The following is a 15,730-nucleotide window of genomic DNA, read 5'->3' as shown; positions in this document are numbered from 1 at the left end:
GCCCTCAGTTGATGAACCGCAGGTCGGTGAACCAGCCGGCGGAGACGGCCATGATGTAGAGGTCGGTGAAGATCACCGTGAACAGCGACACCATGGCGAACGTGCCGTGGCGGACGTTCAGCTTGGACACGAACGTCCAGAACTGGTACCGCACCGGGTGCTTGGAGAAGTGCTTGAGCCGCCCGCCCATGACGTGCCGGCAGGCGTGGCAGGAGAGCGTGTAGCCGGCCAGGGCGACGATGTTGACCAGGATGATCAGCGTGCCCAGGCCGATGCCGAAGCCGCCGTCCGGGCCGCGGAACGCCAGGATCGCGTCGTAGATGTTGACCAGCAGGATCAGGAACGCGAAGTAGAAGAAGTACCGGTGCCAGTTCATGGCGAACAGCGGCAACCGCGTCTCGCCGGTGTACTTCTTGTGCGGCTCGGTGACCGCGCAGGCCGGCGGCGACGCCCACAGTGAGCGGTAGCCCGCCTTGCGGTAGTAGTAGCAGGTCACCCGGAACCCGGCCACGATCGGGAAGGCGATGATGCCCAGCGGGAGGAAGAACGGGAAGTCGCCGAACGGGGTGCCGAAGTGCGACGAGCCCGGCACGCACTCGGTCGACACGCAGGGCGAGTACAGCGGCGTGAGGTAGTGGTAGTCCTCGACGTAGTACCACTTCGCCATGAAGATGCGGATCGTCGAGTAGACGATGAAGAAGAGCAGGATCGCGGCGATGATCGCGGGCTGCACCCACCAGCGGTCCGTACGCAACGTCCGCGCCGAGATGGCGGCGCGGGGCCGCGCCCCCGGCCCTCCCGGCCTCGTTGCCGTAGTTGTCATTCTTCTCTCCCTGACGGGCCCCTCACGGGCGGCGGATCAAAGTTCCGGGCAACCGGACCGGCTGAGCGGCACCCGTTTGCCAACGTCATGCGCACACCAACGGCCACGCCGGCGATGCGGCGCAGCTAAGTGACACACGTTACGCCGATCTTCGCGGGCCGTCCGCGCAAGGCAGTGTCCCGTGTGTCCCCGTCCCAGGAAACCCCTCAACTGAAGATCGATGTCCGGATGTTAGGAACTTCACCGAAGATCGACGAATTTCAGCCAGAAGCACCGCCGGTGAAGTTCCACGAGGCCAGCCGCAGCGCGGGCGCCTCCCACCAGACCCCGTCCACCCGGTCCGGTTGGCGAACCGGCCGTGGGCCGGAGCCGAGCACCGCGCCCGGGCCGAGCGCGCGGACGTACGCCTCGGTGAAGCGGAAGTCGCGGACCGCCCGGGTGACCGCGCCGTCCTCCACGAGCCACACGCCGTTGCGGGTCAGGCCCGTGACGACCAGGCTCTTCGGGTCGAGGACCCGGGTGTACCAGAGGTCGCTCACCAGCAGGCCGCGGCGGACGCCGGCGACCAGCCCGGCGGTGTCCGGGTCGACCACCGCGCCGGAGAGGTCACCGTCGCCCGCCCACTCCGACCGCCCCGCCGCGTCGTCGGCCCGGCCGTGGGGCGGCCCGACGGGGGCGGTGACCAGGCGCAGGTTGCGGGGCATCGGGCCCCAGGTGGCGGCGCCGGCGACGGCGTGCCCGGTCGAGGTCGCGCCGACCTCCGCCGCCGTGCGCCGGTCGTGGGCGACGGCACGGGTGACGCCCGCGTCGACCAGGACCAGCGTCTCGCGGCGCGTGCCCTCCACGTCGAACGGTAGGCCGGAACCGCCGAGCGGGTCGTCCACCAGGGTCACCGCGGCATCGAACTGGGCGGCCCCCGGCTCGGCGAAGGACTGCCGTTCGGCGTACCGCTTGCCGTTGAAGCCGTAGAAGGAGAGGTTCTGGAGCAGGTCGCCGACCGCGGCCGGTTCCAGCACCACCTCGTACCGGCCCGGCGGCAGCTCGACCGGGTCGGCCGCCGCGCGGGCCTTGGCGGCGGCCCGGGCGCCGAGGACCGAGCCGTCGAGATCGGCCAGGCGGTCGGCGGCCAGCCGGGCCACCCCGTCCGAGGCGCCGGTGCGGGCGATGCCGTCCATCGCCGCCTCGGCCGTGCGCCCGCGCGCCGAGTGGCCGGCCGAGTTGGCGAACGCCGACGAGCGGTGGGCGGTGCGGCAGTAGCCCGCCGTCTCCAGCCCGCCGGCCGCCGCCACGAACGCACGGACCCGTTCGGCCCGCTCGGCCGGCTCCGCGTACGCCGTCGCCTCGTCGAGCGGCGGGCCGGCCGGGACCGGCGCGGGCGGGGCCAGGCCCGGCCACCCCGGATCGGGCGGGCAGAGCCGCGCGGCCGCCAGCGTGCGCTCGACGAGCGCGCGCAGCCCGTCGGGCGTGACGACGCTGCCACTACCGGCGGCGGTCCGCCCGTCGACGTGCAGTCGCAGCCGCACCCCGACGCCGGACTCGGCGACGTTCTGGTGGATGAAGGAGTTGGCGAACCGGGTCAGCGCCAGATCGGCCCGCGTCACCACCGCCTCGGCCTCGGCGGCCGGTCCGCCGAGGCGGCGGACCAGCTCGATCACCTGGCCGGCGAGATCCAGCTCGGTCATGCGCGTACCCCCACCCGGACGTTGCGGAAGCGGGCCGGCGCGGCCGGGTGGCCGGTGTGCCCGATCTGGCCCGGCTGCCCCTTGCCGCAGTTGGGCGTGCCCCAGGCGACGGTCTCGCTGGACAGCATGTCCATCGAGCGCCAGAAGAGCGGGCCGATGCCGGTGTACGTGGGGTTGCGCAGCATCCGCCCCCGCTTCCCGTTCCTGATCTCCCAGCCGATCTCGCAGCCGAACTGGAAGTTGAGCCGCTTGTCGTCGATCGACCAGGAGCGGTTGACGTCCATCAGCACCCCCTCGTCGGTGGCCGCGACGATCTCCTCCAGGGTGTGCGGCCCGGGCTCCAGCCCCACGTTGGTCATCCGCACCATCGGCAGTCGCGCCCAACCGTCGGCGCGGACGCTGCCGCCGTGGTCGAGGCCCGCCACGGCCGCCGAGTCGCGTCCCGCGAGCACGCCCACCCAGCGCCCCTCGCGGACCGCGTCGCGCTTGACGGCGGGCGAGCCCTCGTCGTCGTACCCGAAACTGCCGAGCGCGCCGGGGATCGTCGGGTCGATGGTGATCGTCATCAGGTCCGAGCCGTACCGCAGCGAACCGAGCTGGGCCAGGTCCAGCCAGGACGTGCCGGCGAAGGCGGCCTCCCAGCCGAGGATCCGGTCCAGCTCGATGGCGTGCCCGACCGACTCGTGGATCTGCAGGGCGAGCTGCTCGCCGCCGAGGATCAGGTCGGTCTCGCCGGCCGGGCAGAGCGGCGCGGTGAGCAGCGCCCGCGACTCCTCGGCCATCCGGGCCGCGTGCGCGGTCAGGTCGAGCGAGTCGACCAGTTCCCAGCCGGTCGTGCCGTACTGGCCCCGGTAGCTCGGGTACGACCGGCGCTGGGTCTCCCCGTCGCCGATCGAGGTCGCCGAGATGCCGCCGCCGCACTCGCGGATGCGCTGGTCGATCCGGTGACCCTCACTGGAGACGAACCATTTGGCCGTGTCCCAGATCTGGTAGAGCCCCTCGGCGACGTCGGCGCCGTGGTCGGCCATCAGCTTGGTGGCCTCGACCAGCAGGTCGCCCTTGCTGGACAGCGGCACGCCGAGCGGATCCACCTCGCAGGCCGAAACCCAGCTCGCCGTCACGGGGTCGCCGGACACCAGGTCGATCGGCGGGCCGGGGACCCGGGCGCTCGCGCTGGCGATCGCCGCGGCGCGTCGGCCGGCGTCGCGGGCGGCGGCGTCGGCCAGCTCCGGTACGGCGTGGAAGCCCCAGCTCGACCCGACCAGCGCCCGGACTCCCAGCCCGACGCTCTCGTCCTGGGTCAGCTCCTCGATGTCGCCGTTGCGGGCCGACATCGACTCGTAGCGCCGGTGCATCACCCGGGCGTCGGCGTACCGGGCGCCCGCGTCGAGAGCGGCCTGGACGGCGGCGGACGCCGCGTCGAACTCGGTCATGGGCCGACCCTAGGCGAGCCGGCCGACATCCGCGCTTCCTCTGCTACGACATGCGGCATCTCGGGGTGTCACCGTCGGACGCGGTCCCGAGCTGCCGCATCCCGGGTCGGCCACGCGGCTCCGGGGACGTGGGGCTGTCCCGGGACGTTGTCCAGTCGTTACGCTGGGGCCGGCTGACAGTCCGGGCTTTGTAGCTTATTTTCACCCTCTGAGTTCTGCTGTAGGTTCCCTACATCAAACCGAGGGAGGCGGTCGTGGGCAGTCCGGAGTCGGCGCAGGCCGGGGGCCGTCCCGGCGTGCCGGAGCCGCGGTCCGGCGACGGACCGTACCTGCGCGTGAGTGACCTGCGGGTGCGGTTCGACACGACCGACGGCGTGGTCCGCGCGGTCGACGGGGTGTCCTTCGCGGTGGAGCGCGGCCGCACCCTCGGCATCGTCGGCGAGTCCGGCTCCGGCAAGAGCGTGACGTCCCTGGCGATCCTCGGCCTGCACGACCCGAAGCGCAGCAGCATCTCCGGCGAGATCACCGTCGGCGGCCGGCAGCTCGTCGGGCTGCCGGAGGAGGAGGTACGGCGGCTGCGGGGTCGGGATCTGGCGATGATCTTCCAGGATCCGTTGTCGGCGTTGCATCCGTACTACACGGTGGGGCGGCAGATCGCCGAGGCGTACCGGGTGCACCATCCGGACGCGGGTGCGCGGGAGGCGCGGCAGCGGGCGGTGGACATGTTGGGCCGGGTGGGGATTCCGCAGCCGGGGCGGCGGTTCGAGCAGTATCCGCACGAGTTCTCGGGTGGGATGCGGCAGCGGGCGATGATCGCGATGGCGTTGGTCAACGACCCGGGTCTGCTGATCGCGGACGAGCCGACCACCGCGCTGGACGTCACCGTGCAGGCGCAGATCCTGGATCTGCTCGCCGATCTGCAGGCCGAGTTCCACTCGGCGATCATCATGATCACGCATGACCTCGGTGTGATCAGTCAGGTCGCCGACGAGGTGTTGGTGATGTACGGCGGCCGGGCGGTGGAGCACGGGAGTGTGGAGCAGGTGCTGCGGCGGCCGCAGCATCCGTACACCTGGGGGTTGTTGTCGAGCGTGCCGTCGTTGCACGGTGACGCGGACGCGGAGCTGGTGCCGATCCCGGGCAACCCGCCGTCGTTGATCAACCTGCCGTCGGGGTGCGCGTTCCACCCGCGGTGCCGCTACGCCGACCACAACGGCAACCGCTCCCGCACCGAGGTGCCCGAGCTGCGCCCGGCCGGCGCGCCCGGCCACCTGGTGGCCTGCCACCTCTCCGCCGACGACCGCACCCGCCTGTACGCCGAGGACATCGCACACGTGGGGGTGGCCCGATGAGCACCGAAACCGTCGCCCTGCCGGGTGGACCCACCCCCGGGGGCCCGGCCGAGGCCGCCCCGGACGGGCGGCCCGCCGCTGAGCCGTTGTTGCGGGTGCGGGGGTTGACGAAGCATTTTCCGGTGGGTACGGGGTTGCGTGCCCGGGGTGTGGTGCGGGCGGTCGACGGGGTGGATTTCGAGGTGCGGGCGGGGGAGACGCTGGGGTTGGTGGGGGAGTCCGGGTGTGGGAAGACCACGACCGGGCGGATGTTGGTGCGGTTGTTGGAGCCGACGGCGGGCAGTATCGAGTTCGCGGGGCGGGACATCACGCATGTGCGGCGGCGGGGGTTGCGGCCGTTGCGGCAGGATCTGCAGATCATTTTTCAGGATCCGTACGCGTCGTTGAATCCGCGGCACACGGTGGGGCGGATCGTGGCGATGCCGTTGCAGGTCAACGGGATCCGGCCGGCGGGTGGGGTGAAGGCGCGGGTGCAGGAGCTGCTGGAGCTGGTGGGGTTGAATCCGGAGCATTACAACCGGTATCCGCACGAGTTCTCCGGTGGGCAGCGGCAGCGGATCGGGATCGCGCGGGCCCTGGCGTTGCAGCCGAGGTTGATCGTGGCCGATGAGCCGGTGTCGGCGCTGGATGTGTCGATTCAGGCGCAGGTGGTCAACCTGTTGCGGCGGTTGCAGCGGGATCTGGGGTTGGCGTTCGTGTTCATCGCCCACGATCTGGCGGTGGTGCGGCACTTCTGTCACCGGGTGGCGGTGATGTATCTGGGTCGGGTGGTGGAGATCGGGGACCGGGCCGATATCTACACCCGGCCGCAGCATCCGTACACGCGGGCGTTGTTGTCGGCGATCCCGGACGTGACCCGGCTGGGTCCGGCCGGGCGGATCCGGCTGTCCGGGGACGTGCCGACCCCGCTGGACCCGCCCGCGGGCTGCCGGTTCCGGACCCGCTGCTGGAAGGCCCAGGACATCTGCGCCACCCAGGAACCCGCCCTGACCTCCCGCGACGGCGGCCGGCAGGCCACCGCCTGCCACTTCCCCGAAACCGGACCCCTCACCGCCAACGGCGAACCCGCCGGGGAGGTGTCGCGATGAGCCTGTCGTCGGTGGACGGCGCGGCGCTCGCCGAGATCGAATCCGGCGGGGACGGCGAGGCGCCACGGGAGAAGGGATTCGTCGGCCGCTCGCCCGGCCAGCTCGCCTGGCTGCGGCTGCGCCGCGACCGTACGGCGGTGGTCAGCGGTGCGCTGCTGGTCGTGTTCGTGCTGGTGGCGCTCGCCGCGCCGCTGATCGAGGCGCTGTACGGGGTCGGGCCGCGCGACCAGTTCCAGAACAAGCTGGACGGCTTCGGCATGCCCCTCGGCTACGCCGGCGGCGTCTCCGGCGACCACTTCTTCGGGCTGGAGCCGGGCCTCGGCCGGGACATCTTCATCCGGCTGGTCTACGGGCTGCGTACCTCGCTGTTCATCGCGTTCGCGGCGGCCGTGATCACCACGGTGCTCGGCATCGTGCTCGGCGCGCTCGCCGGTTACCTGGGCGGCTGGCTGGACGCGGTGATCAACTGGATCACCGACCTGACCCTCGCGATGCCGTTCCTGATCATCGCGCTGGCGCTGACCCCCACCCTGACCCTGCGCTTCTACGGCGCGCGGGACGCGGTGCCGCCGGCCTTCGGCGTCGGGGTGCTGATCGCCATCTTCGCCGTCTTCGGCTGGACCAGCACCGCCCGGCTGGTCCGCGGCCAGGTGATCGCGCTGCGCGAGCGGGAGTTCGTGGAGGCGGCGCGGGCCAGCGGCGCCGGGCTTGGGCACATGCTCTTCCGGCAGTTGCTGCCGAACATCTGGGCGCCGATCCTGGTGTCGTTCTCGCTGGCCGTGCCGCAGTTCATCACCAGCGAGGCGGCCCTGTCGTTCATCGGGGTCGGGCTCACCGAGGAGACGCCGAGCTTTGGTCGGATGATCTACCAGAGCCTGGACTACCTCCAGACCGACCCGGCGTTCGTCTTCTTCCCCGGCATCATGATCTTCGCGCTCGTATTCGCGTTCAACCTCTTCGGCGACGCGCTGCGCGACGCGCTCGACCCGAAATCGTCCCGGTAGGTGCTGAGATGGCGCGCTTCCTGATCAAGCGGATCCTCTCCGCGGTGCTCACCCTCTGGGCGGTGAGCGTGCTGACCTTCCTCATGTTCTTCGCGCTGCCGCGCGACCCGGTCAGCGGCATGTGCCCGAAGAACTGCAACCCCGAGCGGCTGGAGCGGGTCCGCCAGGAGCTGGGCCTCCGCGACCCGCTGCTCACCCAGTACACCGGCTACATGAAGGGCATCTTCACCGGCCGGGACCTGGGCAGCGCGCAGGGCGGCCAGTGCGACGCGCCCTGCCTGGGCTGGTCGTACGTCAACAACGAGGCGGTGCTGGACACCATCACCCGGGTGCTGCCGGTGACGCTGAGCATCGTGATCCCGGCCGCGATCCTCTGGCTGCTGCTGGGCGTCGGGCTGGGCATGGTCTCCGCCCTGCGCCAGGGCACCTGGCTGGACCGGGCGGCGATCGGCTTCTCACTGACCGGCGCCTCCCTCCAGCTCTACTTCGTCGGTGCGGTCCTGCTGCTGATCTTCGTCTACAACCTGCGGGTGCTGCCGGTGCCGGGCTACACGTCGATCTTCGAGAGTCCGGCGAAGTGGGCGAGCGGGCTGGTGCTCGCGTGGCTCGCCCTGGCGTTCCTCTTCTCGGCCATCTACGCCCGGCTGTCCCGGGCGCAGATGCTGGAGACACTGTCGGAGGACTTCGTCCGGACCGCGCGGGCGAAGGGGCTGGCCAAGCCGAAGGTGTACGGCCGGCACGCGCTGCGCGCGGCGATCACGCCGGTGGTCACCATCGCCGGTCTCGACGTCGGGGCCGCCCTGGGCGGCACGGTCATCACCGAGACCACCTTCGGTCTGCAGGGTCTGGGGCGCGCCGCGGTGGACGCGGTCCGGGCCGGCGACCTGCCGACCATCATGGCCACCGTCCTGATCGCGGCGGTGTTCGTGGTGGTGGCCAACGTCCTGGTGGACCTCCTGTACGCGGCCATCGACCCCCGCGTACGCCTGGGGTGACCCGCCGGTGTCGCGGGCCGCGGCGACCGCTCGCCGGCCGGCGGCGAAATTTATCGACAACTGTTACACAACTCGAAGGTTTTCTTCTTTACGATCCTCGGGACGCCGGTGGTCCGCCGGCGCGACCGGGGTGGAGGAGGTAGGAATGCGACCACGCGTGGCGGCCGCCGCAGGCGGCGCGATCGCACTGGTGGTGGCCCTGGGTGCGTGCTCGGAGAACACGGGCGAGGGCACCACGGTGGACACCGACCGGCAGCAGACCGGGGTCATCGCCACCGACCCGAAGGACTCGATGGGCCCGGCGGCGGAGGTGCCCGGCGCCCAGAAGGGCGGCACCCTCACGATCATCCGGGAGACCCCGATCTCCCACCTGGACCCGCAGCGGACGTACTCGTTCGCGGGCCTGATGGCGTCGCCGCTCTTCGCCCGCTACCTGACCACGTGGAAGGACGACGGCAAGGGCGGGCTGGTCCTCGTCGGTGACCTGGCCGAGACGCCGGGAACCAACGTCAACGACGACTGCAAGGTCTGGGAATTCAAGATCAAGGACGGCGTCAAGTTCGAGGACGGCCGCCCGATCACGTCCAAGGAGATCGCCTACGGCATCGCCCGCTCCTTCAACCCGGACCTGACCAGCGGTCCCACCTACATCCAGGAGTGGCTGGCCGACTCCCCGCAGTACGACACCAAGTGGGACTTCAAGGCGAACCAGGCCGCGCTGCCGCCGGGCCTGACCACGCCGGACGAGAAGACGCTGCGCTTCGAGTTCGCCAAGCCCCGCTGTGACCTGCCGTTCGCGGTCTCGCTGCCGACCACCGCGCCGCTGCCGCCCGACAAGGACACCGGCGTCAACCTCGACAACCAGCCGTTCTCGTCCGGTCCGTACAAGATCACCAAGCACACCGTCGGCACCGAGATCGTCCTGGAGCGCAACGAGCACTGGGACGCGAACACCGACCCGGTCCGGCACCAGTACCCGGACAAGTTCGTGTGGAGCTTCGGCCCGACCGCCGACGCCGCCAACAACCGGGTGATCGCCGACAACGGCGCCGACCAGAGCGCGGTGGCCTGGAACTTCGTGCCCGCCTCGCTGGTCGCGCGGGTCGCCGGCGACCAGGCGCTCAAGTCCCGGACCATCCTGTCCCCGACGCCGAGCGCCAACCAGCTGGTCATCAACAACCAGCGGGTCACGGACCTGAAGATCCGGCAGGCGCTGAACTACGCCATCGACCGGGAGGGCCTGGTCAAGGCGCTCGGCGGGCAGACCGTCGCCGCCCCGATGACCACCCTCATGCCGTCGTCGACGATCGGCCACAAGGCGTACGACGCGTACCCGGCCGGCGCCAACGGCGACCTCGAGAAGGCCAAGGAGCTGCTCGGCGGCCAGACGCCGGAGCTGGTCCTCGGTGTCGCCGACAACACCACCGAGCAGCAGATGGCCGCCCAGCTCAAGGGCAACCTGGAGCGCGCCGGCTTCAAGATCACCGTCCGGAACATCCCGGACGACTCGAAGCTCGACGAGATCAAGAAGAAGGACAATCCCTGGGACCTGTACATCGGTAACTGGGCGGCGGACTGGCCGAGCGGCGCCTCGATCCTGCCGGTGCTCTACGACGGTCGCACCATCAAGGCCGAGGGCAACAGCAACCAGTCGTACTTCAACGACCCGGCGATCAACGCCGAGATGGACCGGATCCTGGCTTTGTCGCCGGCCGAGCAGGGCCCGGAGTGGGGCAAGCTCGACGAGCGGATCATGAAGGAGCACGCCCCGGTCGTGCCGCTCTACGTCGACGTGGCCTACCTGGTGCACGGCTCGAAGACGGGGGGCGTGTTCATCTCCAGCGTCTTCGGGTACCCGTCGTTCGTGAACGCGTACGTGAAGCCGTAACCCGTACCGCCGAAGCGGGCCCCCGGCCGACAACGACGTCGGCCGGGGGCCTTTCGCGCTGTTGAGAAGGGGCCCCTCCGCCACCGCGGGCGTCAACAAGGGCCCTTCCCTACAAATGCGTGCGGAGGAAGGCCAGTTCCTGCTTCAGCAGGTTCTCGCGGACGCCGCCGGCGGCCATGTGGGTCGCCCCGGTCAGCGGCAGCACCGCGTGCGGGCGCCCGCTGGCCAGCAGCGCCGCCGACAGCCGCAACGTGTGCCCGGCCACCACGTTGTCGTCGGCCAGCCCGTGCACCAGCAGCAGCGGCCGGGCCTCCTCCGGACCGGTCGGCGGCTCGGCGGCCAGCTCCACCAGCGAGTGGTGGGCGTACACGTCCGCACCGTCCTCCGGCAGGCCCAGATAGCGCTCCGTGTAGGCGGTGTCGTACAGGCTCCAGTCGGTCACCGGCGCCCCGGCGATCCCGCACCGGAACAGCTCCGGGTGGCGCAGCACCGCCAGCCCCGCCAGCCAGCCCCCGAACGACCAGCCCCGTACGGCCACCCGGCCGAGGTCCAGGTCCGGATGCTTGTCGGCGAGCGCGGTGAGCGCCTCCACCTGGTCGGTGAGGATCACGTCCGCCATCCGCCGGTGGATCGCCTTCTCGAACGACGGCGCCACCCCGGGCGTACCCCGGTTGTCGACGACGACAACCGCGAACCCGGCGTCGGCCCACCACTGCCGCTCCACCCACGCCGACCGGACGGCGAGCACCTCCTGGTGCCCGGGACCGCCGTAGATGTCCAGCAGCACCGGCAACCGGCGCCCGGTGACGTGGTTGTCCGGGTAGAGCACCGCCGCCGGCAGCCGCCGGTCGGTCACCCGCTCCAGCAGGGGCAGCGGGGAGTACGGCGGGTTCGCCGCGAACGACCGCAGCTCGGCCACCTCCCGGTCGCCCTGCCACACCGTCCACCGCCAGCCGGCGTGGTCCAGCGAGGCGCTGCCCACCACGAGCACGTCCCCGCCCACCTCGGCGACGTGCCAGCCCGAGTCGGTGGTGATCCGGCGGGCGTCCACGCCACCGCCGATCGTGGTGCGGACCCGGAACAGGTGCTGCTCGCTCGGCTCGCCGTCGCTCGCCTCCACCAGCAGGTCCGCCGGCCCGTTGCCGGAGACGACCGGCAGCCGGCCCACCACCCGGCGCACGTACAGCGAGGGCGGGGTGAGCAGGGTTCCGTCGGCGAAGAGGCAGCGGGCGTCGTACCCGTCGTGGGCCAGCTCCCCGCCGACCAGCACCCGGCCGTCCGGCAGGTGGGCCGGTGTGCCGGGGATCGGGTCCACCCAGCGCGGGTCGGCCAGCTCGGCGTGCACCTGCGTCTCCCCGGTCCGCGGGTCCACCGCCAGGACCAGCCCGTGCTGCTGCGACCGGCGCAGCACGGTGATCAGCGGGCCGCCGTCGGCCCAGTGCACGGTCGTCAGGTACGGGTAGGTCTCCCGGTCCCAGTGCACGTCGACCCAGCCGTCGTCGAGGTCGAGCAGGTGCAGGCTGACCTCGGCGTTGGGCCCGCCCGCCCGGGGGTACGCGACGCTGGTCGGCGGGCTCGCCGGGTCGGCCGGGTCGTGCAGGTGCCAGCGGTCCAGCCGGGACTCGTCCACCCGGGCGGCGAGCACGGACCGCCCGTCCGGCGCCCACCAGTAGCCCCGGAACCGGTCGAACTCCTCCGCCGCCACGTGCTCGGCCAGACCCCACGTCACCCCGGAGTCCTCCCCGGCCAGCATGGTGTCCGTGCCGTCGTGCTCGACCACCCGCAGCTCGCCCCGGCGGACCCCGTCGGCCGCGTCGGTCACGTACGCCAGCCGCTGCCCGGTCGGGTCGGGACGGGGATCCAGCACCGGGCCCACCGCGGTCACCTCGACCACGTCGCCGTGGACCAGGTCGGCCCGGAACAGCCGACCGGCGAGCGCGAACACAGCCACCCGGCCGGCCGCGTCCAGGGCGTACGAGCCGATGCCGGCGGCGCTCAGCCGCAGGCGCTCCCGCAATGCCCGCTCACCCGGGCTGAGCGTGTCGGCGCCGCCGCCGAGCAGCGCGGCCGGGTCGGCGACCAGCCGTTCCTCGCCGGTGGCGACGTCCAGGAGCCAGAGCGCGTCGGCCGGGTCCTCCGGACCGGACGAGCGGAGGAAGACCACCCGCGAGCCGTCGTCGGCCACCGAGATCGCGCGCGGCGCTCCGTGGCGGAACCGACGGGTACGTGCGGCCAGCTCCGGAAAGTCCACACGTCGGATCGTAGGACGGTGCCGGAGGTGATGTGGCCGACCTGCCTGGACGCGTCCGGGCCGTCGGGGAAGAACCGCCGGTTAGAGTGACGGGCGTGACGACGCTGCCCGATCGCCGGCTTCTGCTGGTCCACGCGCACCCCGATGACGAAGCCATCGGCACCGGCTCCACGATGGCCCACTACGCGGCCGCCGGCGCCCACGTCACGCTGGTGACCTGCACCCTGGGCGAGGAAGGCGAGATCCACGTACCGGAGTTGGCGCAGCTCGCCGCGGCCGAGGCCGACCAGCTCGGCGGCTACCGCATCGCGGAGCTGGCCGCGGCCTGCCGTGCTCTCGGGGTCGCCGACCACCGGTTCCTCGGCGGGGCCGGCCGCTACCGCGACTCCGGCATGATGGGCCTGGCCACCAACGAGCACCCGCGCGCCTTCTGGCAGGCCGACCTCGACGAGGCCGCCGGACACCTGGTGGAGATCATGCGGGAGGTCCGGCCGCAGGTCATGATCACGTACGACGGGAACGGCTTCTACGGGCACCCCGACCACATCCAGGCCCACCGGGTGGCGATGCGCGCCCACGAGCTGGCCGGCGCCGAGGGGTTCGCCCCGGCGAAGGTCTACTGGACGGCGATGCCGCAGAGCGTGCTGGAGGCCGGCATGGCCCACTTCGCCGGCTCGTCGGACAACCCGTTCGTGGGCATCGAGGAGGCGACCGAGCTGCCGTTCTGCACGCCCGACGCCCAGATCGCGGCCCGGATCGACGCCACCGACCAGCACGCCGCCAAGGAGGCGGCGATGCGCGCCCACGCCACCCAGATCCCGGACAACTCCTGGCTGTACTCGATCGCCGGCAACTTCGGCAGCGAGTTCATGGGCGTGGAGTACTACACGCTCGCGGTCGGTGAGAAGGGCCCCGGCTCCGGCCCGTACGGCTGGGAGGACGACCTGTTCGCGGGGCTCGCGGTCGATCCGGACCGGTCCCCGGTCGGCGCGGCCGGTTCGCGGTGACCCTCCCCGTCGCCCCGGTGTCGGTCGTGCCCGACGAGAGCGTCCCGCCGCCCCCCGCCGGGTCCGGGCGATTGGCCGACCTCATCCTGCGGGTGGCCGGCGGCCTGCTCGCCGTCCTCGGCGGGGTGCTCAGCGCGGTGCTGGAGCTGATCCTCGCCCCGGCCCGGGTCGGCGGGCAGCTCATCGGGGTGGCGGTGCTGGTAGCGGTCGCCGCGAACGTCCTGCTGAGCTGGTTCGCGCACCGTACGGTCGAGCGCCGGTGGGCAGTGGCGTTGCCGGCGGTGCCGTGGTTCGCGATCGTGGCGGTCGCCGGCATCCGTACCGCCGAGGGGGACGTGCTGCTGACCGGGACGTGGGTGGATCTGCTGCTCGTGGTGGCCGGCGCGATGACCTTCGCGGTGATGGGTTTCCGGCAGATCCTGGCCGCGCCGCCGCCCGCGCGCCTCGGGGCCTGACGCGGCACCGCTTCCAGTGGTAGATATTCCTGCCAGGAAGGGCCCGCCGGAGGGCGGCGGGCGGTACGGCGGGAGGCGTGCGATGAGTCAGCGGTGGCGGGCGGTCGGAGTGCTCGCGGGTGCGCTGTTCTTGGTCAACGTGGTCGCCCGGCTGATCATCCGGTTCGGGTTCGACGGCGACGACACCACCGCCGCCGACCGGGTGTCGCTCGGGATGTTCGTGGTGATCGGGCTGATCCTGGCCGTGGTCGCCTTCGTCTGGGGCCGGCGCCGGCCGGCGGCCGAGTGGACCGCCGACATGGCCGCCGCGGTCGGCGCCGCGCTGGCGCTGACGATCTTCGTCGGGCCGCTGCTGGTCGGGCGGAACCCGTTCGGCGACGGTGCCGGCACGTTCTTCGCCCAGATCTGGCTCTACCTCGCGGCCACCGGCATCGGCGTGCTGCTGGGCTACCTGCTGGCCGTCGCGCTCGGCCTCGACCACCGGTCGCAGACCCTCCGGCGGATCGCCGAGACGAAGACCGCCAAGCCGCGCCGGCCGGTCCGCCGTTGACGGCCGCTTGATCGACTCGGCTTGCGGCAGGTCGGGCTGACCCGCCCGGGCGACACCGCGGAATACCGCATCCCGCGTCAGGCCGGCGGCGCGACCCGCGTCAGGTAGGTGTGGTGGGTGGTGAAGCCCAGCGAGCGGTAGAGCGCCACCGCGGCGGTGTTGCGCTGCTCGACCTGGAGGAAGGCGTCGGTGGCGCCGACCGCCGCCCCCCACCGCGCCAGCGCGTGGATCACCCCGCGGGCCAGCCCCTGCCGACGGGCCTCGGGCACCACCTCGATCAGGCTCAGGCCGAGCCAGCGGCCCGCCCCGGTGACCGTGCCCCGGCCGACGGCGACCAGCCGGTCGCCCGCGTACACCTGGGCGAAGCGGACCTGGTCCACGGCGGTGAGCACGTGCCGGGCGGCGTCCGGCAGGCCGCCCTTGCGGCCCGCGGCGATCGCCAGCCACTCCGCCGACGGCGCGGTGGCCAGCTCGACGTCGCCGGCCGGCCGGCCCGCGCCCGCCGCCGGCTCCGGCGGCGCCCCGGGGCCGTCCGGGCCCGCCGCGGTGACCAGCGTTTTCGCGGGCTGGCCGGGTGCGGCGGTAACCGCTGCCCGGCCGACGAGCGCGGCCAGCGGCACGGTCTGTACGAGCACCGGGGGCCGGCTGGTCCAGCCCCGCGCGTCGAGCTCCGCGCCGACCGGCGCGGCGAGCGGGAGCGGCGTGTTGACCAGGGCCGGCCGGCCGAGGTCGGCGTACCAGCGCACCACCGCGTCGACCGCGGCCGGGAGCGGCCGGTCCGGGTCGCCGACCGGCAGCGCCGAGTTGGCCCGTCCGGTCCAGCCGTCGGCGCTGCGCAGCAGCCACTCGCCCAGGCGGGCCCGGGTCGGCGCGGGCCACGCCTCGTCGGCGGCGCGCTCCAGCGCGGCCACCGCGACGGCCGTCGGCCGGCGGGCCGGTGGGACCCGTTTCGCCCGGTGCACCTCGGCCACCGGCACCTCGACCCGCCCCTGCTCGGTGGCGATAGTGAGATGGGTCTCGCTCAGTTCGACCAGCTCGCCCAGGGCGTCGCTGAAGAGGGGCCGGCCTTCGCGAATCCCCACAATGCGGCGGACCACGATGCGGTGTCCCACATCCTGCTGTCGGAGCACGATCGACCTCCTCCCCGGCGAGATACTAGGCTCATAGCGTCGCGGTGATCGCGGCGTGTCTTGCGGAGGAGA

At 72.4% G+C, this 15,730-nt stretch carries 13 protein-coding genes; 8 read left to right on the top strand and 5 right to left on the bottom strand.

Annotation, left to right across the window (positions count from 1 at the left end; all coding sequences use genetic code 11):
- Positions 1–4: 4 nt before the first annotated feature.
- The 3 genes from EV376_RS01045 to EV376_RS01035 form a co-directional block, all read right to left on the bottom strand.
- Positions 5–823: a hypothetical protein gene (locus EV376_RS01045; RefSeq protein WP_130320293.1), complete on the bottom strand. Its 819-nt coding sequence runs from the start codon at positions 821–823 to the stop codon at positions 5–7.
- A gap of 260 nt (positions 824–1,083) precedes the next feature.
- Positions 1,084–2,505: a metallopeptidase TldD-related protein gene (locus EV376_RS01040; RefSeq protein ID WP_130320292.1), complete on the bottom strand. Its 1,422-nt coding sequence runs from the start codon at positions 2,503–2,505 to the stop codon at positions 1,084–1,086.
- The gene (locus tag EV376_RS01035; protein WP_130320291.1) at positions 2,502–3,938 is read right to left on the bottom strand and encodes a TldD/PmbA family protein; all 1,437 of its coding nucleotides are present in this window, start codon (positions 3,936–3,938) and stop codon (positions 2,502–2,504) included. Before EV376_RS01035 ends, EV376_RS01040 begins: the two co-directional genes overlap by 4 nt.
- A 296-nt stretch (positions 3,939–4,234) precedes the next feature.
- On the opposite strand from EV376_RS01035, the gene EV376_RS01030 reads away from it, so the two are divergent.
- The 5 genes from EV376_RS01030 (at position 4,235) to EV376_RS01010 (ending at position 10,265) form a co-directional block, all read left to right on the top strand.
- Complete coding sequence (locus EV376_RS01030) at positions 4,235–5,290, top strand: ABC transporter ATP-binding protein (RefSeq protein ID WP_486482848.1); 1,056 nt, start codon at positions 4,235–4,237, stop codon at positions 5,288–5,290.
- Complete coding sequence (locus tag EV376_RS01025) at positions 5,287–6,378, top strand: dipeptide ABC transporter ATP-binding protein (protein WP_130320289.1); 1,092 nt, start codon at positions 5,287–5,289, stop codon at positions 6,376–6,378. Before EV376_RS01030 ends, EV376_RS01025 begins: the two co-directional genes overlap by 4 nt.
- Positions 6,375–7,382, top strand: a complete 1,008-nt coding sequence (locus tag EV376_RS01020; protein WP_130320288.1) for an ABC transporter permease — start codon at positions 6,375–6,377, stop codon at positions 7,380–7,382. Before EV376_RS01025 ends, EV376_RS01020 begins: the two co-directional genes overlap by 4 nt.
- An 8-nt stretch (positions 7,383–7,390) precedes the next feature.
- Positions 7,391–8,377 (top strand): ABC transporter permease, encoded by a 987-nt coding sequence (locus EV376_RS01015; RefSeq protein ID WP_130320287.1) that lies wholly within the window; start codon positions 7,391–7,393, stop codon positions 8,375–8,377.
- Positions 8,378–8,522: 145 nt separating this feature from the next.
- Entirely contained in the window at positions 8,523–10,265 is a 1,743-nt protein-coding gene (locus tag EV376_RS01010; protein ID WP_130320286.1) for an ABC transporter substrate-binding protein, read from the top strand.
- Between the two features lie 109 nt (positions 10,266–10,374).
- Here the strand turns inward: EV376_RS01010 and EV376_RS01005 are convergent, their stop codons facing one another.
- The gene (locus EV376_RS01005) at positions 10,375–12,516 is read right to left on the bottom strand and encodes a prolyl oligopeptidase family serine peptidase (protein ID WP_130320285.1); all 2,142 of its coding nucleotides are present in this window, start codon (positions 12,514–12,516) and stop codon (positions 10,375–10,377) included.
- An 86-nt stretch (positions 12,517–12,602) separates the two neighbouring features.
- Between EV376_RS01005 and mshB the strand changes: the two genes are divergently transcribed.
- From mshB to EV376_RS00990, 3 genes are all read left to right on the top strand, one after another.
- The gene (mshB, locus tag EV376_RS01000; protein ID WP_130320284.1) at positions 12,603–13,523 is read left to right on the top strand and encodes an N-acetyl-1-D-myo-inositol-2-amino-2-deoxy-alpha-D-glucopyranoside deacetylase; all 921 of its coding nucleotides are present in this window, start codon (positions 12,603–12,605) and stop codon (positions 13,521–13,523) included.
- A complete protein-coding gene (locus EV376_RS00995; RefSeq protein ID WP_130320283.1) occupies positions 13,520–13,978 on the top strand; it encodes a hypothetical protein in 459 nt (152 codons plus the stop codon). Before mshB ends, EV376_RS00995 begins: the two co-directional genes overlap by 4 nt.
- 82 nt (positions 13,979–14,060) lie before the next feature.
- Entirely contained in the window at positions 14,061–14,528 is a 468-nt protein-coding gene (locus EV376_RS00990; RefSeq protein WP_130320282.1) for a hypothetical protein, read from the top strand.
- 77 nt (positions 14,529–14,605) lie between these two features.
- Here the strand turns inward: EV376_RS00990 and EV376_RS00985 are convergent, their stop codons facing one another.
- The gene (locus EV376_RS00985; protein WP_130320281.1) at positions 14,606–15,658 is read right to left on the bottom strand and encodes a GNAT family N-acetyltransferase; all 1,053 of its coding nucleotides are present in this window, start codon (positions 15,656–15,658) and stop codon (positions 14,606–14,608) included.
- Positions 15,659–15,730: the final 72 nt, after the last annotated feature.

This window comes from Micromonospora sp. CNZ295, from assembly GCF_004217535.1.
The sequence above is the reverse complement of the archived record's forward strand: the minus strand, read 5'-3'. Positions and strand labels throughout refer to the sequence as shown.